This is a genomic window from Pantoea rwandensis (assembly GCF_002095475.1).
Lineage (GTDB): Bacteria > Pseudomonadota > Gammaproteobacteria > Enterobacterales > Enterobacteriaceae > Pantoea > Pantoea rwandensis.
This window is the reverse complement of the sequence record NZ_MLFR01000012.1, coordinates 37,564-63,251: the sequence shown is the minus strand read 5'-3', so window position 1 is coordinate 63,251 and position 25,688 is coordinate 37,564. Positions and strand designations below refer to the sequence as shown.

The 25,688-nt window shown below is 51.2% G+C and carries 23 protein-coding genes; 17 read left to right on the top strand and 6 right to left on the bottom strand.

The annotated features are described in order from the left end of the window. Positions 1-31 precede the first annotated feature (31 nt). Genes HA51_RS13180 through HA51_RS13160 form a run of 5 tightly spaced genes read left to right on the top strand, consistent with a single transcriptional unit; the run spans position 32 to position 7,272 of the window. Positions 32-724: a hydrolase gene (locus HA51_RS13180; RefSeq protein ID WP_084935014.1), complete on the top strand. Its 693-nt coding sequence runs from the start codon at positions 32-34 to the stop codon at positions 722-724. A gap of 56 nt (positions 725-780) precedes the next feature. Beyond that, positions 781-1,032, top strand: a complete 252-nt coding sequence (locus HA51_RS13175) for a DUF1427 family protein (RefSeq protein WP_084934940.1) — start codon at positions 781-783, stop codon at positions 1,030-1,032. Between the two features lie 2 nt (positions 1,033-1,034). After that, a complete protein-coding gene (locus HA51_RS13170) occupies positions 1,035-1,289 on the top strand; it encodes a DUF1427 family protein (RefSeq protein ID WP_084934939.1) in 255 nt (84 codons plus the stop codon). Between the two features lie 44 nt (positions 1,290-1,333). Continuing rightward, positions 1,334-1,720, top strand: a complete 387-nt coding sequence (locus tag HA51_RS13165; protein ID WP_084934938.1) for a response regulator — start codon at positions 1,334-1,336, stop codon at positions 1,718-1,720. Between the two features lie 47 nt (positions 1,721-1,767). Next, positions 1,768-7,272, top strand: a complete 5,505-nt coding sequence (locus HA51_RS13160; RefSeq protein ID WP_245840210.1) for an ATP-binding protein — start codon at positions 1,768-1,770, stop codon at positions 7,270-7,272. Between the two features lie 196 nt (positions 7,273-7,468). Here the strand turns inward: HA51_RS13160 and HA51_RS13155 are convergent, their stop codons facing one another. Further along, a complete protein-coding gene (locus HA51_RS13155; protein WP_084934936.1) occupies positions 7,469-7,678 on the bottom strand; it encodes a YdgH/BhsA/McbA family protein in 210 nt (69 codons plus the stop codon). 416 nt (positions 7,679-8,094) lie between these two features. On the opposite strand from HA51_RS13155, the gene HA51_RS13150 reads away from it, so the two are divergent. From HA51_RS13150 to HA51_RS13130, 5 genes are all read left to right on the top strand, one after another. Then, complete coding sequence (locus HA51_RS13150) at positions 8,095-8,628, top strand: helix-turn-helix domain-containing protein (protein WP_084934935.1); 534 nt, start codon at positions 8,095-8,097, stop codon at positions 8,626-8,628. A gap of 247 nt (positions 8,629-8,875) precedes the next feature. Next, positions 8,876-9,997 carry a porin OmpC gene (gene ompC, locus HA51_RS13145; RefSeq protein ID WP_084934934.1) on the top strand — a complete coding sequence of 374 codons (1,122 nt, stop codon included), beginning with the start codon at positions 8,876-8,878 and terminating at the stop codon, positions 9,995-9,997. A gap of 37 nt (positions 9,998-10,034) precedes the next feature. After that, a complete protein-coding gene (locus HA51_RS13140) occupies positions 10,035-10,583 on the top strand; it encodes an NADPH-dependent FMN reductase (protein WP_139810681.1) in 549 nt (182 codons plus the stop codon). Positions 10,584-10,704: 121 nt separating this feature from the next. After that, positions 10,705-11,289, top strand: coding sequence for a helix-turn-helix domain-containing protein (locus HA51_RS13135; RefSeq protein WP_084934932.1), 585 nt, complete (start codon positions 10,705-10,707; stop codon positions 11,287-11,289). Between the two features lie 147 nt (positions 11,290-11,436). Continuing rightward, positions 11,437-12,456 carry an alpha/beta hydrolase gene (locus HA51_RS13130; protein WP_084934931.1) on the top strand — a complete coding sequence of 340 codons (1,020 nt, stop codon included), beginning with the start codon at positions 11,437-11,439 and terminating at the stop codon, positions 12,454-12,456. 167 nt (positions 12,457-12,623) lie between these two features. Here the strand turns inward: HA51_RS13130 and HA51_RS13125 are convergent, their stop codons facing one another. Both HA51_RS13125 and HA51_RS13120 read right to left on the bottom strand, forming a co-directional pair. Then, positions 12,624-12,833, bottom strand: coding sequence for a YdgH/BhsA/McbA family protein (locus HA51_RS13125; RefSeq protein WP_084934930.1), 210 nt, complete (start codon positions 12,831-12,833; stop codon positions 12,624-12,626). Positions 12,834-12,980: 147 nt separating this feature from the next. Further along, on the bottom strand, positions 12,981-13,871 hold the full coding sequence (locus HA51_RS13120; RefSeq protein ID WP_084934929.1) for a LysR family transcriptional regulator: 891 nt from the start codon (positions 13,869-13,871) through the stop codon (positions 12,981-12,983). A 357-nt stretch (positions 13,872-14,228) separates the two neighbouring features. On the opposite strand from HA51_RS13120, the gene HA51_RS13115 reads away from it, so the two are divergent. The 6 genes from HA51_RS13115 (at position 14,229) to HA51_RS13090 (ending at position 21,185) form a co-directional block, all read left to right on the top strand. Continuing rightward, a complete protein-coding gene (locus HA51_RS13115; protein WP_084935013.1) occupies positions 14,229-14,687 on the top strand; it encodes a (2Fe-2S)-binding protein in 459 nt (152 codons plus the stop codon). Next, positions 14,684-16,924 carry a xanthine dehydrogenase family protein molybdopterin-binding subunit gene (locus HA51_RS13110; RefSeq protein ID WP_245840209.1) on the top strand — a complete coding sequence of 747 codons (2,241 nt, stop codon included), beginning with the start codon at positions 14,684-14,686 and terminating at the stop codon, positions 16,922-16,924. Before HA51_RS13115 ends, HA51_RS13110 begins: the two co-directional genes overlap by 4 nt. A gap of 27 nt (positions 16,925-16,951) precedes the next feature. Continuing rightward, on the top strand, positions 16,952-18,289 hold the full coding sequence (locus HA51_RS13105) for a c-type cytochrome (protein ID WP_084934928.1): 1,338 nt from the start codon (positions 16,952-16,954) through the stop codon (positions 18,287-18,289). Between the two features lie 115 nt (positions 18,290-18,404). After that, complete coding sequence (locus HA51_RS13100) at positions 18,405-19,622, top strand: MFS transporter (protein ID WP_084934927.1); 1,218 nt, start codon at positions 18,405-18,407, stop codon at positions 19,620-19,622. Beyond that, the gene (locus HA51_RS13095) at positions 19,609-20,604 is read left to right on the top strand and encodes an XdhC family protein (protein WP_084934926.1); all 996 of its coding nucleotides are present in this window, start codon (positions 19,609-19,611) and stop codon (positions 20,602-20,604) included. Before HA51_RS13100 ends, HA51_RS13095 begins: the two co-directional genes overlap by 14 nt. Further along, positions 20,601-21,185: a nucleotidyltransferase family protein gene (locus HA51_RS13090; protein ID WP_245840208.1), complete on the top strand. Its 585-nt coding sequence runs from the start codon at positions 20,601-20,603 to the stop codon at positions 21,183-21,185. Before HA51_RS13095 ends, HA51_RS13090 begins: the two co-directional genes overlap by 4 nt. Before the next feature lie 213 nt (positions 21,186-21,398). On the opposite strand, the gene HA51_RS13085 is transcribed toward HA51_RS13090, so the two are convergent. From HA51_RS13085 to HA51_RS13075, 3 genes are all read right to left on the bottom strand, one after another. Further along, positions 21,399-21,701, bottom strand: coding sequence for a hypothetical protein (locus HA51_RS13085; protein WP_084934925.1), 303 nt, complete (start codon positions 21,699-21,701; stop codon positions 21,399-21,401). Positions 21,702-21,815: 114 nt separating this feature from the next. Beyond that, on the bottom strand, positions 21,816-23,333 hold the full coding sequence (gene norR / locus HA51_RS13080; RefSeq protein WP_084934924.1) for a nitric oxide reductase transcriptional regulator NorR: 1,518 nt from the start codon (positions 23,331-23,333) through the stop codon (positions 21,816-21,818). 179 nt (positions 23,334-23,512) lie between these two features. Next, on the bottom strand, positions 23,513-23,779 hold the full coding sequence (locus HA51_RS13075) for a hypothetical protein (RefSeq protein ID WP_084934923.1): 267 nt from the start codon (positions 23,777-23,779) through the stop codon (positions 23,513-23,515). A gap of 503 nt (positions 23,780-24,282) precedes the next feature. Here HA51_RS13075 and HA51_RS13070 point away from each other — a divergent pair. Further along, complete coding sequence (locus HA51_RS13070) at positions 24,283-25,656, top strand: NarK family nitrate/nitrite MFS transporter (RefSeq protein ID WP_084934922.1); 1,374 nt, start codon at positions 24,283-24,285, stop codon at positions 25,654-25,656. Positions 25,657-25,688: the final 32 nt, after the last annotated feature.

Below are 25,688 nucleotides of genomic sequence, written 5' to 3'. Positions count from 1 at the left end.
CTTAGCAACACTAACCTCAATGGGCTATGACATGACCAATCGTAAACTTGAAGTACTGACGCCGCAAAACTGCCAGATAATCTTTATCGACCAGCAACCTCAGATGGCTTTTGGCGTTCAGTCAATTGACCGTCAGGTACTGAAAAACAACGTCGTTGCACTGGCGAAAGCGGCCAAAGTCTTCAACATCCCGACTGTACTGACCACCGTTGAGACCGAAAGCTTCTCCGGTAACACTTTCCCGGAGCTGCTGGATGTGTTCCCAGGCCAGGACATCCTTGAGCGTACCTCAATGAACTCCTGGGATGACCAGAAAGTCCGTGATGCACTGGCGGCTAATGGTAAGAAGAAAGTCGTGGTTTCTGGCCTGTGGACTGAAGTGTGTAACAACACCTTTGCACTGTGCGCGATGCTGGAAGGCGACTATGAAATTTACATGGTGGCTGATGCGTCTGGCGGCACCACCAAAGAAGCACACGACTATGCCATGCAGCGCATGATCCAGGCTGGCGTGATCCCGGTAACCTGGCAGCAGGTGATGCTGGAGTGGCAGCGTGACTGGGCACACAAAGATACCTACACCGCCGTGATGGATATTGCGAAAGAGCACTCAGGTGCTTACGGCATCGGTGTTGATTACGCTTACACCATGGTTCACAAAGCCCCATCACGCCAGAAGAGTGAACACCGCACCCTGGCGCCAGTTCCTGCGAAAATTCGTTAATCTGTTTTAGCCGTCCGGCTCTCAGGGCCGGGCGGTTATTTTTATAAGGAGGACCCATGAGTCCTTTATTGATTTCTCTGGGCGCGGGCGCGCTGATCGGTCTGATCTACTCGCTGCTTAAGGTCCGGTCGCCCGCGCCGCCGGCCGTGGCGCTGGTTGGGTTGCTGGGTATGGTCATTGGCAGCACGTTGGGTGGTAAGCTGCTTTACAATGAGGTGTCAGCCAGGATTTCGTCCCATGGCCAGACTCAGTCGGTTGCCGTACAGCAACCCGCCTCACCACAACCTATTGCTAAACAGGCGGGCTGAACATGCTGAGAACCTATTCTGTTTCGCTGGCTGTCGGTATACTCGCCGGTCTGATTTACGCGGTGCTCGACGTTGACTCACCTGCGCCACCGATCATTGCGCTGGTTGGCCTGCTCGGCATGCAAATCGGTGAACATCTTATTCCGCTGATCAAGAGACTGATCAGTCGCCAGCCCTTAAACCTGCACTGGTTTCGTCACGAATATCACCATAAGATTGGCGATAATCAACCACCCTCAGGTGACAAAAACTCCTAAGGATGTGCCTCAAACAGGCCTGAGCTTTATTTAAGGATATCAGCATGCAGCTGTCGCAGCGCATTGTCGTCGTTGATGATGAACGTTCTGTCCGCAGTGGTTTAACCAACCTGCTCCAGTCTGAAGGCTATCAGACCGAAGCCTTCGAATCGGCAGAATCTCTTCTTAGTGATGAAGCCGCGATGGCAAATGCCGCACTTTTTATCATTGATGTTCAGCTGAAGGGCATGAGTGGATTTGAGCTTTACATCAACCTGACCCGGCGGATTAAAAACCCGCCGGGTATTATTATTTCCGGAAACGGAGATGAAAACATGTTGTGGTATGCCATTAATCTGGGCGCCATTGCTTTTCTGCCCAAGCCAATCGACATCGATACCTTGTTTGAACATATCAGACAGGCTTTCTCTTCAAGGGCCGCCCGTCAATGAGTACCGTGCCACAGACATTTAACTCATCAAATAATGATGAATTCGTCTTGTCTGAAGATATGACCTTCATTCCACTGGCGCAGGAGGGAAACATTGACTGGTTCCTGGGCCGCCATGCTTCCAGCGGCGAGACATTTGTACTGGTTACCGCGAGTCATGAAGAGTCGATATCTCAGGTTACGCAGTTACTTAAGAACGAATTTACTCTGCGCGGCAGACTCTCCGAGACCTGGTCACTTAAGCCCCAAAAACAGACGCATTATCAGGGGCGTTATGCTCTGATTTACCGGGCATTCAATTACCGGACGCTGGCAGATGTGCTCTGCATGCCACCGGGCGGCATTCTGGAATTTCTGAACTACGCTGCCAGACTTTGCACCACGCTGAGCATGGCGCATCAGCAGGGGCTGGTGCATGGGGATATTAAGCCCGCGAACTTTTTTTTCAGTGATGACGGTGCCGTTCGCCTTGGCGGCTTCGGCCTGTCAGCCGTTCATGATGGCCAGCTTCAGCAGCCACGCCTGCCGATAGCGGGGGGCACGCTGGCCTATATGTCCCCTGAACACACCTCCCGCTCTGCACATTCCGTTAGCCGCATCAGCGATTTGTACAGTCTTGGCATTGTGCTTTACGAGCTGCTGACTGGAAAACTGCCCTATGGGACGGTTGAGGGAGGGCATGCTGAATGGGTGCATTATCACATTGCTTCCGAAGCACCTCCGCCTCATCTGCTGCGTAAGGACGTCTCGGTGGTGCTGTCTGCGATCATCCTGAGGTTGCTGAATAAATCGCCTGAACATCGCTACCAGACGGCGGACGGCGTACTGGCCGATCTTCGTCGCTGTGCCGCCACCCTGATGCCGGACGGCATTATTGAGTCATTCTCCCTGGGAATGCAGGATGCGCAACCGGAGAATTACACCAGCGACACGCTGTTTACTGACCATTCGCAGGCAACTGATATTCTGGCCGCATTTGATGAAGTCAGCCGCAGCGGCAAACACAACCTTGTTGCCATCAGTGGCGTCCTTGGATCGGGGAAATCATCGCTGTTAGCCTCGTCGCTCAAAATGCTGCGCAATAAAAAAGCACTGATCACCATTGTTAAAGCGGACCAACACTCCCCTGTTTTACCTTACGCTATGTTTAGCGGCGCATTCAGGTCGCTGGCGCTGCACGTGCTGGGACTTCCGGTACAGGAAATGATGCGCTGGAAAACGCACATCGCGCGGACTCTAGGGGACTACGCCGGGCTTGCTATCAGCCTGGTCCCTGAACTGGGTATTCTGCTTAATCAGAAGGCGTCGGTGCAGACGCACTCTCATACCCGTGATGCCAAAGACCGTTTTAATCTGGTGGCCTGCAGCCTGGTCAAGGCGTTCACCGCGCCGGGGCGCCCACTGGTTATTCTGCTTGATGATGCTCACTGGGCGGATCAGGCCACGCTGCATCTGCTGCAAAACCTGCTCAGCTTAGGTGAAGACATCCCCCTGCTGCTGGTCATCACGCACCTCGACAGTGTGACATTGCCCTGTCGCACGATTACCGGCAATCTGAAACGTGTTCGTGCCAGCGCGATGCGCATTACGGATATCTCGCCCGAGCCGCTGACTGAAAAGAGCATTGCGGGTTGGCTGGCGGGGCGCTTTCACACTCGCAGTGCGGCGACAGCTGAACTTGCTCAGCTTATTCATGAGAAAACAGCGGGCAATCCTCTCGCCACCCATGAGTTCTTCCGACAGGCAGTCAGTGACGGTCTTATTTCGCACCATGCGCCGTTCAGATGGGCGTATGATATTCAGGCTCTCAGAAAAAGCCACTACACGGCAAACGTCGCAGCCACTGTTCTTCAGAACCTCTCCTCGCTGCCGTTTGCGACCCGACAGTTAATGGGGCAGATTGCCTCTCTGGGCAGTAGCGGTAACCTGAGTGTGTTAAGTGAAATAACCTCTGTGCCCGTTCAGGCTATCAGTTTGTCACTGCTGCCCGCCGTGACTGCCCGGTTCATCTCGCTCAATGAAACGATATACGCTTTCATGCACCACAGCATGCATGAGGCAGCGATAGCGCTGTTTGAGAACCAGGACAAAGACGCTTTTCATTACGATGCAACCCTGTATTACATGCGAGAGTCTGCGCGTAACGTCTCCAGCACCTTGCTTTTCAGCGCGGCCCATCACCTGCTGTCGGTGAAAAATCTGACCCTGCTGTCGCACGATACAGACGGCTTTTGCCAGCTGTTGCTCCGGGCCAGTCGGCGCGCTAAAACCAGCAGTGACTACATATCGGCACTGCGTTATCTCCAGGCCATCCGCTTACTTAATGAGGAGGCGGTCAGCACGCAAGCCAGTGAGTATCTGCTGGAAGAGGCGGAGTGCGAATTTCTCAACGGTAATCTGCCTGCGGCGCTGGAACTGAGTGCCCGCATCCAGTCATCTCCCGGTGAGGTCGCAGATAAAGCCGAGGCGGCCTGCCTGATCGCCGAGATCCATATGCGCCAGTCTGACAGCAAGCTTGCGCTGGAAACGGCACTCGCCTGGCTGGCGGTTTTTGGTATCCAGCTGAACCGTCATCCCACCCAGGAAGAGTGTGATGCGGCGCGGATGGTACTTAAAGACGACGTGGGCAAGAATCCTTACCCCCGTTTTCGTTCACTCGAGCTGGTTCAGTGTAAAAATACCGAAGCCGTTATGAACCTGCTGGCGAGCGCCAGCACCTTTGCAGCGTTTATCAATCCCCGCTTGCACTTTATGATCCTGTGCCGACTACTGCACTTGTCGATGGCGCGTGGCCTGACCGGCGCCTCCACGCTGGCGCTCTCCTGGTATGGTGTGGTATGCGGCGATCAATACGATGAATACAGCCGTGGCTTTGCCAGCGCCTTGCTGGCACGCGAGCTGGTCTACAAACATGATTTTGTCAGCTTTAAGGCACGCACGCTGTTGCCGCTCGATCAGGTCAGTGTCTGGACGATGCCCCTGAGCTATGCGATTGAGCGGGCGAAAGCGACGTTCGACGTTGGCGTTGAAACCGGCGACCGAACCTCCGCCTGCCTGGCATTACGCCATCTGGTCATGAACTGTCTTACCCGAGGCGATCATCTTGATGGGGTGCACACGACCATCACGCGCGGCATGTTGTATGTCAGAAAGGCGCAGTACCGGGACGTGGAAGTGATCCTCGGCATGCAGCTGGACTATGTTTTGTTCCTGAGAAAGCCGCGCAGCGGCACGTTCAGTGGCGATAATTTTCTGACGCCCGTGCTAGACGTGGTGAAACCTGAACAGGCGGTTGAGCCGATATATCTTATGCAGTTCTGGTCACGACTGTATAAAGCCATGGCGCATTTCTTCGCCTGTGAATATGCAGCTGCCTATCACTGGTTTAAGGATGCCGAACAGTTCACCGCGTTTATCCCCGGCCATGTGCATATGCTTGATTACCATCTGTATAGCGCACTTTCGCTGACGGTGCCGTTAAAGTCGGGAACCATGACAGAGGAATTAAGGCTGCAGCTCCAACCTCACCTTGAGCGCATCGTTACCTGGTCGAATGAAAACAGCAAAACGTTTGCAGACAAAGAAGCCTTGCTGCGTGCTGAACTCTGTCGTCTGGAAGGCGATACGGCAAAGGCTTTCGAGTTGTTTGAAAATACCATGACGTTGTCACGCGACGGCCAGTTTCCGCACATTAATGCACTGGCCTGTGAACTCGCTGCACGGATGGTATATGCCAGAAATATGCCATTTGCTGGAGATAGCTACATTAAAGGGGCTATTGCCGCGTGGGACCGCTGGGGGGCAGGAGCAAAAGTTCATCAGCTGGAGACCCATTATCCGGCGCTGGCGAGCCACGCATCTCAGACGGCGCTGAGTACTGTATCGTTTGAACAAAGTGCCGTGATTGGCGATTTGCAGAGCATGGTGACCGTCATGCGCGCGCTGACGGAAGAAATCAATCTCGATCGACTTATTCACATCCTGATGATGATGCTGGTGGAAAGGGCCGGCGCGCAACACTGCATGCTGATAAGGCTGATTGACGGCAACATTCCAGAAATTCAGGCGAGGGCGTCAACCACGGCAGAGGGCGTAAAGGTCAAAATTGTCCAGGAACTGCCGGCCGCCACCGATCTTCCACTCTCCGTTCTGTCTGCGGTTATCCGCACCGGCCAGGAAATACGGACCGGTAAACCAGAAGTGTTCAGCCCGTTCAGCCAGGATAACTATCTGGTCGCGTCGGGCGCAGCGGTGATGTGCGTGCCGATGTTCCGGCAGGCACAAATGGTTGGCGTGCTCTACCTGGAAAACAGACTGATGCCGGATGTGTTTACGGCCGATCATTCCAGGATCGTTTCGATGCTGGGAGCCCAGGCTGCCGTGTCGCTGGAAACGGCACGTCTGTATGCTGAATTGCTAGAGGAAAACATCCAGCGTCGAAAAATTGAAAAACAGCTTCGCGCCAGTCAGACATCTTTGATGCTCGGTGAAAAAATCAGCAACACCGGTACGTGGCACTGGCAAATCGGACCCGATATTCAGTACATCTCTGATGAATATAAGCGCATCATGGGGCTGCCCGATCATCAAATGACGACTTCAATGGTCGAGTTTCAGAGCCGGGTGCATCCGGACGATCTTCCTTGCCTGAGTGCGCAAATTGAGTCCTGGGCTCGTAAAGGCGAAGTTATGCAGGCCGAATTTCGTATCGTGCGTGATGACGGAGAGTGCAGATATATCAAAGGAATTGGGGAACCGAATGAAAACTGGCCAGAAGTGGCTGAATATTTTGGCACTCTCACCGATATCACCTCACTGCGACAAACTGAAGATGCCGTCAGGATCGCGCAGGCCGATCTTGCCCGCGTTGCTCGTGCGACTACCGTAGGGCAGCTTACCGCTTCAATCGCGCATGAAATTAACCAGCCGCTAATGTCTATTGTGGCCAATGCGGGCGCAAGCCAGCGCTGGCTGAAGCGGGGCACCGCACATCTGGAGAACGCCTGTAAAAGTCTGGATGAGATCATCCGTGAGGGACAGCGTGCGGGGAATATTATACGCGGCCTACAGTCACTAACACGTAACCAGATTACTGAGTTCGCTCCGGCTAAATTGCACCAAATTGTACGGGATATTATCGTATTGTCCCGCCTGGAACTGGAGCGGCAATATGTGTCTCTTGAACTGAATTTAGCGGCGGTTAACGACGAGATTTTCTGTGAAAACGTCCAGATTCAACAGGTATTACTTAATCTGGTTATCAATGCCATTGATGCAATGTGCGAAAATCCAGGCGTCAGAAACCTGAGAATTGCATCATCGCATCCACACGAAAATATCATCCGTTTAGACGTGACTGACAACGGCACGGGTTTGTCAGATCAGGTGATTGATAAAATCTTCGACTCGTTTTACACCACGAAAGCGGAAGGTATGGGCATGGGATTGACCATCAGTCATGAGATCATTAAGCGTCATGGTGGCGAACTGCACGCTGAAAACCGCCCGGAAGGGGGCAGCCGATTCTGGTTCACCTTGCCTCTGGAACGGTAATGTGAAGCTCTGTCTGAAATAACAAAGCATCTGTAATTTCACTCAACTGGTGGGCTTAGAGTACAGGTGTTTCGCTTTTTTTCATGACCAGCATAAACAGGCCAATGACAATCAGCACAATGCAGGTTTTCAGTGTATTCACGGCTATCTCCTCTCTTAGTAGCCGCAGACATTAAGGTGTCTGCGGCCTGCAAAATCATTTCACCAGCTCTGCTGACATGTAGGCACCGTTAGTAAAACGCGCGCTGGTGATTTTGTATGAAGCTCCCACCTGTTTAGCTTTCAAAGCAATCTGTGCCTCTGCCGCATCCAGTGTGGTGCCGCTGGCCGTCACACTCTGAGAGAATCCTGAGAACGAAAACAGGGTTAGAGCGGCAACAGCAACGATATTTTTGATGGCTTTCATGGTCATTTCCTGAGTTGAGATTTTTGTTTTGAGGCGTGTTACCTCGATGTGATGCATGTTATGCGGGTAGCATGACTAAGAAAATACTTGCTTTATGGTGAATTAAATCAAAAAAACTGAATGTCTTTTATTGGGCTGGTAACAGGCTTGGATTCGAAAGAGGGAGTTCGGTGAAATTTGAGGGGAGTTGCGAATATTTTTATTAATTCAACAGATGATCGTGTATGCCAGCGATCAGCACAAAACTCATGGATATGAAGATTTAGTGGTTTTTTATAAAGAAAAATCGCTTCTGACGTGATGGTTATCATGATCAGCACTTTAGCAATTATCTCTTTGTATAACTATCTGTTGGTATAGCTATCCCTTTGTATAACTTATACTTTTGGAACGTTTAGAGGATAATCTTCCCATAAATGACATTCAGGCACGCCCACTTAACTGATGCGCGCGCGTATCTTGATGAACTGGCTTTAATGGGAAAAGAGATGGCAACCGTTAACCCTGATCAGAAGATTGAAACGGCACGCAGTAAGATAATGGGAGCCGTTATCCAGGATATTCTTCCATGGATTGAAGCAAACCTGTCTGACGAATCGATAAGGGTCAGAAACGTAACTGAACGCAGTGGTTATGGGCACTGGCACTTTCAGCGGGTGTTCCGTAAGCAGACCGGGATTAATCTGGCGACCTATATCCGTATCAGACGCATTGTCAGAGCGGCTTTTTCAGTGGCTTTTACTGAAAAGGAAATCATCGACATTGCTATCGAAAATGGTTTTTCCAGTCAGCAAAACTTTAGCAGAACCTTTAAAGGCTACTTTAAAGTCGCGCCGACAATTTTTCGTAAAACCTGTTCAGGGCGGGAAGGGATGTTCAGTGCGCTGACAAAAGATATTCGAAATGAATATGCCTGGATTTTCTTTGAAAGAGTAAATCATCTGAATTAAAAAATGGCTATCTGGCTATAAAACCACTTCCGCCGAAGAGATCTTGATAAGTATTGGGATCAATTCCAGCGATTCATTTTTATTATTAACAGTAAAGCCTCTCTTTTTTGACAGCTTCTGCTTCTTTCAAAATGAAGGTAAAAGTATTAACTGTATTATATGAATAATTAATAAAAATTTTAAATGCCGCTGGGGTGTTTTTTTCCGGTTTTCCGGTTGATGTTTAAACTATCCTGATGAGGAATAAATGAAAGCGAACTATTTGGCGCTGGTGGCGTCTTGTGTTTTTTTAACCGGGCCAGTATCTGCTGCCGAAATTTATAATAAAGACGGGAACAAGCTGGATCTTTATGGCCTGGTATCAGGGCTGCATTACTTCAGTAAAGATAACAGCCAGGACGGCGATCAGTCTTATATGCGTATCGGTTTCAAAGGGCAGACGCAGATTTCCGATCTCCTGACCGGCTACGGACAGTGGCAGAGTCAGTTCAATGCCAACCAGCCGGAAAGTGACAGCAACTCGATGTTTACCCGTCTGGGCTTCGCCGGGATCAAAGTCGGCGATTACGGTTCGTTTGATTATGGCCGCAACGTGGGCGTGCTGTATGACGCGCTGAGCCAGACAGATATGCAGCCTGAATTCGATGCGCAGACCTATAACACCGATCAGTTTATGTTCCGCCGTGGCAACAGCCTGGCAACCTACCGTAATACCGACTTCTTCGGCCTGGTGAATGGTCTGGATTTCGCGCTGCAGTATCAGGGTAAAAACGATGGAGGAGGGGAACCGGGTGCCCGCGATGTCCTCCGTCAGAACGGCGATGGCTACGGCATGTCGGTGGCCTATGCCTTTGGCGATGGTTTTAAAGCGGTTGGCGCCTTTACCCGCTCCGATCGTACCAACGAACAAAACAACAGCAGCGGCATCATGGGCCGTGGTGACCGTGCGGAAGCGTATTCAGCCTCGCTTAAATATGACGCGAACAACGTCTATCTGGGGGTGATGTATACCCAGGCGTACAACGCATCCCGGTTCGGCAGCAGTTCCGGAGCCGGTGTGTACGGCTACGCCAACCAGTCCGATATTTTTGAAGTGTTTGCACAGTACACGTTTGACTCACGATGGGTGCCCTTTATTGCCTATAACCAGGCCCGTGCTAAAGACCTGGGACAGGCAGGTAACGGCAAGACCTATGGTAATCAGGATCTGGTGAAATTCGTCGATTTCGGCGGATCGTACCTGTTCAACCGGAACATGCTGGCGTACGTGGATTACAAGCTCAACCTGATTGATAAAAGCGACTTTTCGCAAGCGGCTGGCGTCTCAACGGATGACATCATGGCCGTTGGCCTTGTGTATCAGTTCTGATTGCGCAGCTGTTTAACGTACATATCTGAGGATCACCATGAACCAGACTCTAAAATTCGTCACGCTTACCTGCAGCCTGCGTGTGGGCTCATTTAATGCGGCTATTGCCAACGCGCTGCCTGAGCTGGCGCCTGAAGGCGTTATCTTTGAACATCTGGGATCGCCGGGACTTTTCCCACATTACAGCACGGACACTGAAGCCGAGGGTTTTCCAGCTGAAGTACTGGCAATGGCCGACAGCATTCTCAAGGCTGATGGCCTCATCATTATCACACCGGAATACAATCACTCCATTCCGGGCGTACTGAAGAATGCCCTGGACTGGCTCTCACGCGTTTCACCGCAGCCCATCGCTGGGAAGCCGGTACTGATTCAGTCCGCATCGCCGGGCAAGCTGGGCGGCGTTCGCGCGCAAATCCATCTGCGTCAGATCCTCGGTTACTTTGATGCGCGTCTGCTGAACAAACCTGAAGCCATCATTGGGGAGGTGAGTGAGAAGGTGACAGACGGCATCCTGACCGATGAATCAACCCGCCAGTTTCTGTCGCGCCAGCTCGTAGCATTCAGGGACTTTGCTAGCCACTAATCGGTAATTGCAACGCGGGGTGGTTAATGCCCCGCATTTTTATACGCACATTAGGCTGAATTCATTCGCAGAGTTGGGTTTGCGGTTGTGCTGTGTGCGTCATTATCAGGCAGGTAAAATTATGTCACAGACTGAAGCTGTTCCATCAACAGTGAAATCTATGGTCTATCTTCAACGTTTTCTCGCACCAAAACCCGTGGTCAATGTCAGCCTGATTAATAATAAAATCACGCTGAATGTATTGATACCTGCGCTGCGGCCTGACGGAAAAGATATTCTTATTAGCGGTGGTCCCTCTGCCCACCCAGGTCTGCGAGATGGAGTGGTATTTTCGGTTATCCAGCAGATGATCCAATGGATTGAAGAAAATCTCGATCAAAACCTGTCGGTAGAACGCATATCCGAGAAGAGTGGCTATTCCGTCTGGCATTTTCAGCGAAAATTTCTGCAATTAACCGGTCTAAATGTTTATGAATACGTCCGTATTCGGCGCGTCATTAATACGACTTTTTTGCTGATAAGCAGTAATAAACGCATTCTTGAAGTGGCTGTTGAAAATGGATTTAACTGCCAGGCCTCATTTACACGCACCGTTAAAGGCATTACCGGATATACGCCTGCAGTGATTAGAAAAAAATTCAGCAGCGATGAACGGAAATGGGTTGAGATGATTGAAATGCTGATTAACCCGCAGATCAACAATTAGCGTCATCTCAATTGAAAATGAATGAGGTATCACATCATTAACAGACAAGAGCCACGATGGAGTACTGCATTATTTACGGCCAGGATTGAAATAAAACTGATGACCGTAAATGGGGCATTATTTACTCTTAAACAAACAGGGATATTCATGAATTTGAAAATGAAGGCCATTGCAGTGCTTCTGGCCACTCAAGTCGGTGCCGCTTTTGCCGCTGTGCCAGACAATACGCCTGAACCTACAGCGGGCGTCAGTGCCTTCCTGAAGGCACTCAACAGTGGAGGCGGAAAACCTATTGAGCAACTTTCACCATCCGCAGCTCGTGCGGTGCTGATTGGTGCACAAAAAGGTGTGAAACTGCCTCCTGCTAACGTCTCGGAAAAAGTGATCACTGTGCTCGGCAAACCACTGAAGCTGACCGTGGTAAAACCGGAAAATGCTTCAGGAACGCTGCCGGTATTTATGTTCTTTCATGGCGGTGGCTGGGTGCTGGGCGACTACCAGACTCACGAGCGTCTGGTTCGCGACCTGGTCAATGAATCCGGCGCTGCGGCGGTCTTTGTCAACTATACGCCGTCTCCTGAAGCACATTTCCCGGTCGCTGTAACACAGGCTTATGAGGCAACAAAATGGGTTGCCGAACACGGTGATGAGATTGGTGTGGACGGAACGCGCGTGGCGCTGGTTGGGAACAGTGTAGGGGGCAACATGGTAGCTTCAGTGGCATTGCAGGCTTTGCGTAACCATACGCCAGCGATCCGTTATAACGTGATGCTGTGGCCGGTAACCGATGCTGATTTCAGCGACGCATCCTATCAGCAATTTGCTGAAGGGCATTTCCTGACGAAGAACATGATGAAATGGTTCTGGGATAACTACACCACGTCTGAAACTGACCGCAATAACATTCTGGCATCACCACTTCGCGCCACCAACGCAGAGTTGAAAGGGTTATCGCCGACGCTGATTCAGACCGCCGAGTTGGACGTGCTGCGAGATGAAGGCGAAGCCTTTGGACGTAAACTCGATGCGGCGGGCGTGCCGGTAACGGTAACTCGCTATAACGGTATGATCCACGATTACGGCCTGCTTAATGCCATTAGTCAGGAACCCACCGTTCGAACGGCACTGCAACAAGCCTCTTCAGAAATTAAATTGCATCTGAAATAAGGTTATTTTGACTCTGGTTTGAGTCGAAATATACATATAAAGACCCGTTTAGCGGGTCTTTTTTACCATTCAGCTTCTGCTGATTCTCAAACATTTCCTTCGTTCTTACCAACCAAAAAAGGCCGCCTCTCGGCAGCCCCTTCTGGCAAATCCTTTTGCGACCATGATTATTTGGTCAGACGCGCGGTCATGTGTACTTGGTTACCCGCGTAGGCTTCGGTAATGCTATATCCTGAGCCAGCCAGTTTTGCTTTAGCGGCGATTTGCGCTTCTGCACCGTCCAGCGTTGATGCCGTAGCCGTCACGGTCTGCGCAAAGCTTGAAGAAGAGATAAGTGCCAGAGCTGCAACTACAACGAAAGTTTTGATGTTTTTCATGGTCATTTCCTGGAAGTTTAGTTTTCATTGAGAGGCGTTCTGCCTCGATGGGATGAATACTAAACCCATAGACGCATGCTGAAAATCGGTAATAATTGTTATAATAAGTCAAAAAAATTGAATGACAATCAACAAGGCGGTTGATATTTATTGCTGACTGATATTGCTGTATTTAACGGCTTCGACAAAAGCTGAAAAAGCAGGAGATATATTACGTCGGTTTGGATAATACAGGTGAAACCCTTCAAACACTGGACTCCAGTCAGCGAGTACTTCTGTCAACGCACCACTATCAATATGCTGTCGTGCCATCGTTTCAGGCACATAAGCCAGGCCAATGCCATCTAAAGCGCCATTCATCACATGAACAATGCTATTAGATATTAATGGACCGTTGACCCGAACATTGATCTTTTTCTCTTCCTTTTCAAACTCCCAAGCGTAGACGCTGCCTACAGGAGAGTGCCGGATATTAATGCAGCGATGAAGTGCTAAATCCTGAGGAATAACGGGGAGGGGGTGAGATTGAAAGTATTCAGGTGTACCCACGACGGAGAGTCGCCAGTCCGGGCCCATGCGGACTGCAATCATATCTTTGCTGATGGATTCTCCCAATCGTATACCCGCATCAAAGCGTTCTGTCACAATATTGGTAAAACCATAATCGATGCATATTTCAACGCTGATGTCGGGAAACTTTGCCAGAAAAGCCGGTAACATCGGGCGTAACAACCCTTCAGCCGCATCATCCGAACAGGTAATACGAATATTACCGGCCGGTTTATCGCGTAACTCGCTAATCTGATTTACTTCACTGTTAATTTGGTCAAACAAAGGCGCAATTGTTTGCAACAGGCGCTCGCCTGCTTCGGTAGGTGCCACATTGCGCGTGGTGCGTGCCAGCAACCTGACGCCGATACGCGCTTCCAGATTGCGAATAGTATGACTCAAGGCTGAAGGGCTGACACCAAGGGTAATGGCGGCCTTGGTAAAGCTCTGTACACGCGCAACCGCAATAAAAGCCTGTAAGTCGTTCATGACTACACCTCATTACTGATTAAATCTCACAAGTCATGGGAAATTAACCTGCCTGAGGGGGTATTCCAATTCCTTCAAACAATATGTCGGCAAAAAAGCACAGAAGGTTACAGACTCTCAATTACCGCAAACTGCGCTAAGAGGAGTGTTAAAAGCGCCGGATAAGATTATTGAATTTTTCTCATAACCACATTTTGCCAGAGACTATTCATTAATCTTCTATTCTTTGTAAGGATTAAGAAATTTCCTCTCACCTGCCATTTCTGCGTGTAGCGCAAGACGACTAATCGCCAAATAAGGCTCTCAAGTGGTGGGGTGTTTTTCAGAGCAATGCATGACCTGTGGGAGCGCACAACGATGGAACTGAACATCAATAACCAGACCTACCAAATCGATGCGGATGCTGACACCCCATTGTTGTGGGTGATTCGTGATGATCTCGAAATGACGGGCACCAAGTACGGCTGCGGCTTAGCACAATGTGGTGCCTGTTCTGTGATGATTGACGGGCAGATTGTGCGCTCCTGCGTCACGCCAGTCGAAAAAGCCAGCGGCAAGCAGATCACCACCATTGAAGCGATTGAAAGCAATGATCTGGGTAAACGTATGGTGGCAGCGTGGGTGAAACATCAGGTGCCCCAATGTGGTTATTGTCAGTCAGGACAAATCATGGCGGCAATGGCGTTGTTACAGCAATCTGCCCATCCTTCTGATGAACAGATTGCGGCGGCTATGGTCAACCTCTGTCGCTGTGGAACCTACAACGCCATCCGGTCAGCTATCCATGAAGTGGCGGGTGCGGGGGATCAGGCATGATGCACCGTGCACCGGAGGAAATGGAAACGCTGAGTGAACAACCGGCTAATCTTTCACGCCGCCGTTTTCTGGTGGCAACCAGCAGCCTGGCGGGTGCCTTTGTGCTGGGTGTGGGTTTACCGATTGGACAGAGTCGTGCGCAAACAGCGGTAAATGCACTGCCTGCCGGAACGCGTGTGCCCGCTTTTCTGGAGATTCGGCCAGACAGCTCAGTGCGTTTTTTATCCCCGTTTATTGAAGGGGGGCAAGGAATTTTTACGGCAATGGCGCAGATTGTTGGTGAGGAATTAGATGCCGACCCGGCGACCTTTGTGGTCGAGAATGCGCCAGCAGGATCCGATTATAAAGTGATGGACAGTGGGATGCGCATCACTGGAGGAAGCCAGTCTGTCCGGTCTAGCTATACCACCATGCGGCGTCTTGGCGCGCTGGCTCGACAAATGTTACTTCAGGCCGCTTCGGCGGAACTCTCCGTTCCCGTGGATCAACTTCATACCGAGCCGGGTCGCGTGATCCATGCGTCGTCCGGGCGTTCAGTCTCTTATGGCGACCTGGCTGCCCGTGCGCGGGATGTGCCCGTTCCGCCTGTAGACACCATCAAACTTAAGGACCCTGCGCAGTTCCGCTGGATTGGTAAACCGGTACAGCGTCTTGATATGCATGAGAAATCAACCGGGCAGGCCATCTACACCATTGACTGTCGAGTGGAGGGCATGCTGCATGCAGCCGTGCAACATGCGCCGCGCCTTGGACTGAGCGCCGGTGAGATCCGCAACGAAGCGCAGGTCAAGGCGATGAAAGGCGTGCACTCTGTGCATGTGCTGCCTGGCGCTGTCGCCGTGGTGGCTGAACGCTGGTGGCAGGCAAAACGCGCCGCTGAAACCTTGCAGGTAATGTGGAACGAACCGGAAAAGCCAGACGGGAATTACATGCCGGCTGATTTTTCCTCTGACGCCTTCATTTCAGCTTTGGCACAGCAGCCCGGCCAGGGGGAAGATGCGGAAGTGAAAGGGGATATCGCGCAGGGGATGTCTGCGGCGAAAACCACACTGAGCGCCACCTACCACAGCCAGTATCTCAATCATGCGCAACTTGAACCCCCTTCGGCACTGGCGCGCTTTAATGCAGATGGCTCGCTGGATCTCTGGCTCCCGAATCAGGCTCCGGAGATGTTTCAGGCTGATGCTGCCAAACGTACCGGGCTTGATCCCGAGAAAATCAGGATCCATTCGCCCTTGCTGGGCGGTTTTTTTGGCCGCCATTTTGTCTATGACACGGCGATGGTGTATCCCCAGGCGATTGCGCTCGCCAAAGCCGTGGGCCGGCCTGTCAAACTTATCTGGAGCCGTGAAGAAGAGTTTCTGCGCGATACCCACCGACCTGCGGCTTCGGTGCGATTCAAGGCAGGGCTCGACGCCGAAGGCTATCCGATTGCACTGGAGGCGATCAGCATTTGTGAAGGGCCGACGGAAGGCATCAAGGGTAAGCAGGGTGAGAAACTCGATCCCACTGCGGTTGAGGGGCTGGCAGGAAAATCCTATGCCATTCCCAACGTGCGTATTGCGCAAATTTATAAAAAGGGGCCGGTTAAATTGGGCTACTGGCGCTCGGTGGGTAACTCGATGAATGATTTTCTCTACGAGTGTTTCCTCGATGAAATCGCAGAGAAGAGCAAGCTCGATCCCTTTGCGCTTCGTCTGCGCCTGCTGGAGGGCAATCAACGGTTGACCACCTTGCTGCATGCGGTGGCAGAGTTATCCGGCGGCTGGCAGGCAGGTCCTTACACCGCATCTGACGGCAGTCGTCGTGCAAGAGGTGTTGCCATGGCGTCTCCTTTTGGTACGGAAGCCGCGGCGATCGCGGAAGTGTCCATCGAAAACGGCCAGGTGGTTGTGCATCAGGTGTGGGAGGCTATCGATCCCGGCAGCATTGTGAACCCAGCGATTGTTGAAGCGCAGGTCAACAGTGCGGTGGCGCTTGGACTGTCTCAGGTACTGCTTGAAGAGACCGTCTATGAAAAAGGGCAGCCGGTGGCGCGTAACTACGACATGTATCCGATTTTACCTCCCTCACGTATGCCAAAGGTGCAGGTGCGGATCGTGGAGAGCGGCGCAAAAATGGGCGGCATTGGCGAACCGCCACTGCCCGCTGTGCCACCTGCTGTGGCCAATGCGGTTTCGCGACTCACTGGCGAACGCGTTCGCTCTATGCCTCTTTCACGTCTGAAATTTAGCTAAGCCTGCTACGGCTAAAGGGAATGAACCATGAAAATGAAACGGCTTAGCCTGGTGCTGGCAGGTCTGGTGTGCGTGGCGGCAGTGGTCACTATATGGCTAACGCGCCCACCCGCTTCAACGTTTGATCATGACACTGCGGCAACGACACTGCCCTCCGCCGACCTGATTAAGCAGGGGGAGTATGTCGCCCGCTTGGGTGACTGTGTTGCCTGTCACAGTACGCCGGATAGTGCCCCTTTCAGTGGTGGCCTGGCGATGGCAACACCGGTAGGAAAAATCTTCACCACCAATATTACGCCGGATAAAGAGACCGGTATTGGCCGTTATACGCTGGCCGACTTTGATCGCGCCGTCCGCCACGGCGTCGCGCGGGATGGGCATCGCCTCTATCCCGCCATGCCTTTCCCGTCTTATCAGAAGCTTTCGGATGACGATATTGCCGCGCTGTATGCCTTCATGATGCAGGGTGTCAAACCGGTATCACATCAAAACAGGGCGACTGAAATTCCCTGGCCGCTGAATATGCGTTGGCCGCTGGCATTGTGGAGTGCGGCGTTCTCGCGAGGTGGCCCTTATCAGCCGCAAGACAACCAGGATGCACTCTGGAATCGCGGTGCTTACCTGGTTGAAGGCCCTGGCCATTGTGGTAGCTGCCATACGCCACGCGGTCTGGCTTTTAATGAAAAAGCGCTGGATGCCAGCAGTCATGATTACCTGGCCGGTGCATTACTGGACGGCTGGTACGCCCCAAGCTTGCGTAATGATGCCAATACTGGCATCAGCCGCTGGAGTGAACAGGATGTCGTCACATTCCTCAAACAAGGTCGTAACCAGCATGCGGTGGTGTTCGGCTCTATGGCGGATGCGTTTAATAACTCAACCCAATTTATGAGTGATGACGATTTAACGGCAATCGCCCACTACCTGAAAGCACTGCCACCCGGAAGCAACAATGCCGGCAATCAGTGGCAATACGCCGAGGCAGCGATATCCGCGGTGAGTGACCACCCCGGCAGCCAGGTTTATATGGCTCGCTGCAGCAGTTGCCATGGTGCTGATGGCCGTGGGCAGGCACCGTGGATCCCGCCACTGGCGGGCGCAACGTCAATGCAGGTGGATCCAGCATCCTCAATCAACGTGGTGCTAAACGGCTCTGCGAGAATTGTGGCAAATGGCCTACCGGACGCCTATCGCATGCCGCCTTACCGTAAGCAGCTTACCGACCAGCAGGCCGCTGATGTGCTGAATTTCATCCGCTCGTCTTGGGGCAATCAGGGAACGAAAGTGGAAACCAAAGCGGTGACGGATATGCGAGAGAAGACCGATCCGGCGAGCAGTAGCGTCATTATTTTACAAATGCGTTGAAAGAAGCTCTGACTGATTACTGAAATTAACTCACAAGTACATCGGCTTTACCCCACTTAATTGACTTAAAAGGCTGAGATAAGATCGTAACGTGATTAACTTCAGTGAAAAAATAATGACTTCAACAAAAGCTTTAATCGGGAATCCGCCAAGCTCACACCCGGCATGGGGTGCCATATTCTCGATGACATTGGGCGTAGTGGTCCTCATTGCCTCTGAGTTTCTGCCCGTCAGTCTACTCACACCTATCGCAGGTGGGCTGTCGATCAGTCAGGGGCAAGCGGGACAGGCGGTTTCAGTCAGCGGATTTTTTGCTGTACTGACTAGCTTACTCAACGCGCCACTGACCGGTCATATCGACCGCAAAAAAGTGCTGATTGGTTTTACGCTACTTCTTACCGTTTCAGGACTGATGGTGACCTTTGCCATGAATGGCGTGATGTTCATGTCTGGCCGGGCGCTACTGGGAATTGCCATCGGTGGGTTCTGGTCAATGTCTACAGCGACGGTGATGCGTTTGGTACCGCGCCATGCAGTGGCAAAAGGGCTGGCACTTATTAACGGTGGCAATGCATTAGCCGCTACCGTCGCAGCACCGCTTGGCAGCTTTTTAGGGCAATACATTGGCTGGCGTGGGGCGTTCTTTATGGTTGTTCCGCTGGCCGTCATGGCATTTATCTGGCAATGGAGAAGTATCCCAGCCATACCTGCGCAAAAAAGTAGCAGGTCTCTCAATCCGCTTCGACTGCTTAAATTATCGTCTGTCAGACTGGGAATGACGGGGATTATGTTTTTGTTTATGGGTCAGTTCAGCATATTCACCTATCTGCGTCCCTTCTTAGAGAGCGTGACGGGAGCCAGTGTTGATGTGCTCTCATTCATCTTACTGCTGCTGGGTGCTGCTGGCCTGGTAGGCACATGGCTGATAGGTAAACTGCTGGCTCATCGTCTGTATACTTGGCTGATTATGATACCCCTGATGATGTCTCTTATTGGTATCCTACTGATTTTGGAAGGCTATTCAGTATGGGGCACGGGCGCGCTACTGACACTGTGGGGCTTCGTGGCAACACCCGCTCCGGTTGCATGGGGGGTGTGGCTGAGCCGTTCTTTGCCTGAAGATAGTGAGTCAGGAGGAGGGCTGATGGTCGCGGTTATCCAGTTGGCAATCACATTGGGTGCCAGCGTAGGGGGTATCTTGTTTGATCAGGTAGGTTGGTGGAGTCCGTTTATTTTCGGTGCCGTTCTGTTGCTGCTGTCGGCTATTTTTGCTGCACTCAGCGCAAGGTGGCACGTTAACGCCCTAACCGGAGAAATGCATGCACCATCTTGATGTGCAGGTTTTAAACGCAACGCTCGCATGGGTTGAAGAGCAGCCGGTGTGGCTATGTACGGTACTCAGTACTTTTGGATCGTCACCGAGACCGCCTGGCGCGATGATGGTGATCAGAGGTGATGGCCGCTATTGCGGATCATTGTCTGGCGGTTGTGTGGAAGAGAGCTTTATTGCCCGAATTGGTGAGGATCTTTTTTCCTCGTCCAGTCAGATTGTGCGTTATGGCGACGGTGGTTTTGAGCCGGATAGAGCGCTACCCTGCGGAGGCGTGCTGGATATCCTGGTTGAAAAGCTGGTGCCGGGAAAAGAGACGTGCGACTACCTGCGGCAGATGATGTCTGCGCTGACGGGGCCGCATTCCGTTGTAAAGACGCTCAGGTTGCCCGGACCGTGCCGCTCACTTCAATCCGGGGCGTATCTGAGCCGGACGTTTACTCAGGTTCAGGGGGCGGATGTTGTGCTGACGCTGTGCGCCCCTCCCAGAGTGGTTATCGCGGGACTCTCCAGCGTGGCACTCTACTGCGCTAACTTTGCACAGGCGCTCGGTTTTGAAACGCTGGTGTGTGAGCATCGTGAGGATGTATTGCTGAATCTGGCCGATGAACTCGACGCTTCTGTGACGTTAATCAGACAGTTTCCCGCCAACTACCTTGAGCGAGAAGGGTGCCACTCAGGCACCGCGATTCTTTCCCTTACCCATGACCCGCGCATCGACGATCTCACGATGATGGAGGCAGTAAATCTGCCCGCTTTCTACATTGGAGCCATGGGATCGCAGAACAACAGTCGACGACGCAAAGAACGGTTAGTGCGGATTGGTGAACTTCATCCTGAACAAATTAAGCGGATACATGCTCCGATAGGCATGGATATTGGCAGCAAAACACCCGCTGAAATCGCACTATCCATTATGGCTGATATCGTACGTCATAAAAATGGCCTGGTGGACGCTCAGCAGCAGAGGGAGGGCGTAGCGTGAATATTGTCATTCTGGTCATGGCTGCAGGCTACAGCAGTCGCTTCAGGCAGTCCGGCCAAGGGAATAAACTCGCTGCGATAATGCAGGGTAAGCCGGTGCTGCAACATACGCTGGATAACGTGCGGGCCACTGGTTTTGACTTCTATGTGGTGGCTCGACCTGAGGATCTTGAACTGCAAGGTTTCATGGCACAGGAACGCATCGTGACTTGCTCAAGTGAGGGTTTGGGGGAATCTATTGCGGCGGGCGTTTCCGCTACGGCAGGTTATGACGGATGGCTGATTACCCTCGCAGATATGCCTTTTATCACGCCATCCAGCTATCAGGAAGTTGCGCGCGCACTGCGCACCTCGTCCCTGGTTCGGGCCCGAATAAAGGGTATACAAGGCCATCCCGTCGGTTTTCAGCAATCCTTCTACTCGCAGCTTTGTGCATTAAAGGGCGACAGAGGGGCGAGGGAGTTGCTGAACGCTGATGCTCTCACGCAAGTTGACGTAGAAGATCGCGGCTGTATTACGGATATTGATACCGCTGAAGATCTGACGCGGTGTAATCAGGATTTCAGGTTCCTCAGCAGGTAGTTCCAACGGCCAGTAAATTACCGGCAGCATCTGGGGATCAGAACATAACAGTCCAGGAAAACATCCGCATCTCCCAGACGGACATCTGAATTTAGCCATTACAATCAAATGGCGCATAATGTATATTATGTTAAATAAGGTATTCAGATGCGCACCAGAAAGCTGTACATCATTCTCACCTGCTCTCCACTGTCTTGTCTGGTCCCATCGACATCATCTAAACCCCTCGGTGATATCTACCAGCCACACCCCAAAGCGTTTTAGCTTCCTGATGCTCTTCTCCAGAAAAATGGCGTAAGCTGGACGCGCTACCGGTTCAGCGCACTGCACGCCTTTCTCACTCAATACCTTCCAGGCTGCGAGCCTCACCTTATAAACACCATCATGCTTTAGCAGATATTGCAGCGCCTCAATACTTTGGCCATCTGTCCGTTCTTTCAAGGCTGCTATCAACTTGAGTCGCTTATGAAAGTCCGTTTTATCCTTCATCAGAATGTCGATTTCTTCAGACTGCACTCTAACCCCTTAAATTGGATAATAAACCGGCATCGCTACGTGAAAAATCATGGGTAATCCCTCGCGTCATTACGCAGAATTCACGTAGCAGCGCCTGGTTCTTTAAGCACAGCATCACTTTATGCCGAGTTTTTTTGCCAGCCGATGCAGATTGCCGGGATCGATCTCTAGTATGCGCGCGCACAGAGCCCATTTTCTATCGCTGGCATTATAGGCGCGCAATATGTAGTCACGTTGAAACTGCAACTGTGCGTCTTTCAAACTTTGCATGGGAGTGTCATGATTCACCGCCATGATGTGTGCGGGTGCCTCGGATCCGCTCAGTGAGAAATGTTGGGGCTGCAATGAGACGTCATCATTTACCGCTTCGGCCTGCGCCATCATCGCTGCTCGATAAATCGCGTGTTCCAGTTCGCGCGCATTGCCAGGCCAATCATAAGCCAGCAACAGATCGCGTGCCGCTTTACTAACGGACAAATGCTTGATGCCAAACTTCGCTCGGCATCTTTCACAAAAGAAGCCGGCCAACAACACGATATCCGCTCCGCGCTCCTGCAACGTGGGGACATGCAGCGGGAAAACGCTCAAGCGATGATACAAATCGCTACGAAAGGAACCGTTAATAACTGACTGTTTTAAATCAACATTAGTGGCAGCGATGATGCGGACATCGACTTTAAGCTGACGGTCTTCACCCACGCGCTGTAAATCACCATATTGCAATACACGCAGCAACTTAGCCTGCAACGTCAGGGGCAACTCGCCTATTTCATCCAGAAAAAGTGTGCCGCCATCTGCGAGTTCAAACTTCCCTGCCCGGTCCTTTACTGCCCCCGTAAAGGCCCCTTTTACATGGCCGAACAGCTCACTTTCAGCCACACTTTCCGGCAACGCTGCACAGTTTAAATAAATCATCGGCTTGCTGGCACGTTGCGATTGCTGATGCAGCGACTGAGCGACAAGTTCCTTGCCGGTTCCGGTATTGCCGGTAATGAGTACATTGAGATCAGAGGGCGCCACCACTGCGATCTCTTTTCTCAAGATTTGCATCACAGATGATTCCCCAATCATCTCTTCTGCAATATTACTGTCGTGACTTCGCGGCGATGGAATATAGGGTGTCGCTGATTTCTCTAACTGCTCCAGCAATAGCGCATTATTGAGTGCCGTTGCAGCAAGGCTGGCCACAAAACGTAATTCATCATCGCTGTACCCGGAAAATTGATCGGCTGCGATCGCATCCAGCGTCAATGCACCCATCAACGTTTGTCCGTAGAACAACGGTAACCCGATACACGCATGAACGTGCAGCGCGGGGCTCTCTGGTATCAGACCGTCATAGGGATCTGGCAAATCACTCTCGGCGGGAAACCGCACGACATCACCCGCTCGTGCAATCGCTTCAAACCGCGGATGAGCGTCGATTCTGAAGCGGCGACCCATAACATCCGGTGCTAAGCCCGCAATCGCTAATGGGCGGAAACTTTGGAGCTCATAACGCAGCAATGCGGTCGCATCACACAGGAATAACCGATGAATAATGCCAATCATACGATTGAAACGGTCATGGCTCGCCAGACCATGCTGCATCTCAAGCGCCAGCGCAGCGATATTCTCAAAAGAAAGTGGCATATGTCATTCCGAAGAGGGATTGTAAAAATCACACTACTCTCCACGTGTCTTAATGACAAATCAAAAAAGGTTAATGCATGATGGTGTAATAACTCTATAGAGTTAATTTTAAAAGTGAGATCAAATAAGCGTGAAATTTATTATTCATTGGCACGATTATTATTCATCTGCAGTTGTTCTTATTCAATTTTAATCCCGCGCTCAGGTTGCCATTCATGCCATATTGCCCAAAAAGCATCTGCAACTTCCTCACTCAATAAATGATAGTCAAACTGTTTGTCGACCCTGATTTGCCCTAACTCTGCCGTCAAACTGGCAAGCATAGTGCCAGGTAGGATGTTTAAACTAAATACATCACACACTTCTATGAGCCAAATAATCCTGCGGCAGGTGCATCCTGGTGGATTATGGACCACGATTTCATTTTCATCAAAATCTGTCTGCATTAGCGCTTTCCTTAGGGTTGTCAAACAAGTAATTAGTTATAAATGCATAGGCAAGGTTTGCGCCAAAAGTTAATGCATTGATTTATAGGTTATTTTCTCGATCGGCAAGGTGGGTTTTGTTTAATGTAATTGTCATTATGACAATGTTAATTGTCTTATTTTCCTTCTAAATGCCGTTATATATTAATTTATACATCCAAAAAGTGAGTGCATGCTTTTTCAACGTCAGAGAGTCAGTGGCTTTCCTTTATTATCAACGGATAGGAATCGCTTGAAACTAATCATTACAATTTGCATGGTTTTTAATCATTGAAAATACCCTTTTCACCTTCTATTAAATTATATGCCATCTGTTTTGATATATATCATGCTCGCCACATACCTATAATGATAAAAGATCTGTTCATATTCTAAAGGCAAAAACACCAGTTGCTTATTTAGAATGCCAAGTCTTATTCAATGTCATACAAAAACCTTATCAGACTAACCAATAAGGGGGGGTTGTGAGCCATTCTTTTCAATCTGAAAAGTCATTATTGCGCCAGTGGTCACCGGAAGATCCACAATTTTGGCAGCAGACTGGGCAGAAAATAGCCCGCAGAAATTTATGGATCTCGGTGAGTGCACTGCTCTTAGCATTCTGCGTGTGGATGCTATTTAGCGCTGTCGCGGTGAATCTCAATCGGGTTGGATTTAATTTTACCGTTGACCAACTGTTCTTGTTGACCGCGTTGCCCTCGCTATCGGGCGCTTTGTTCCGCGTACCCTACTCCTTCATTGTCCCTGTGCTGGGCGGAAGATTGTGGACGGTGATCAGCACAGCCATATTGGTCGTTCCCTGTTTGTGGCTTGGCTTTGCCGTACAGGATCCCTCCACGCCTTACTCCGTTTTCATCATCATCGCGCTGTTATGTGGCTTAGCCGGCGCAAACTTCGCCTCTAGCATGGGTAACATCAGCCTGTTCTTCCCTAAAAACCGTCAAGGTTCGGCGCTGGGCATTAACGGCGGATTGGGCAATCTGGGCGTAAGCGTCATGCAACTGTTTGCGCCTTTGGTGATCGTCGTGCCCTTTATCGGCGGCGGAGTCACCCTCGCCGATGGCAGCAGTTTATGGCTGGCGAATGCCGCCTGGATTTGGGTGCCGTTCCTGATTATCGCTTCTGTGGCCGCTTGGTTTGGCATGAATGATATTGCGGGATTCCGCGCATCACTGCGTGAGCAGTTACCGGTATTGAAAAGCGCGCATTTGTGGATTCTGGGAATGCTCTATCTGGCCACCTTTGGCTCCTTTATCGGCTTTTCTGCTGGCTTCGCCATGTTAGCGAAAACCCAATATCCGCAGGTAGACATTATCCATCTCGCCTTTTTCGGCCCGCTATTAGGGGCGTTAGCGCGTTCTGCGGGCGGCATGATGTCGGACAAATTTGGCGGCGTGCGCGTTACCACCATTAACTTTATGTTGATGACGCTTTTTTCCGCCCTGCTGTTTCTCACCTTACCCGGCTCGCGTGGTGCTTCGTTCTTTAGTTTCTATGTCGTCTTTATGGGGCTGTTTCTCACGGCCGGTCTTGGCAGCGGCTCAACCTATCAGATGATTGCGGTGATCTTCCGCCAACGTACCCAACAACGCATGCTCGCCTTAGGCCACAGTGCGCAAGAAGCACAGCATGTTGCCATTACCGATACCGCTGCCGCACTTGGCTTTATCTCAGCGCTGGGCGCCATTGGTGGATTCTTCATTCCGAAAGCCTTCGGAACCTCACTCGCCATGACCGGATCTCCGATCGGCGCGATGAAAATTTTCCTTATTTTTTATTTGATTTGCCTTGTCGTGACTTGGCTGCTTTACGGTCGCCGCAAAGCGACAAACTCATAATTACGCGCCTGTAAAGGCATAGAGCAATGTAA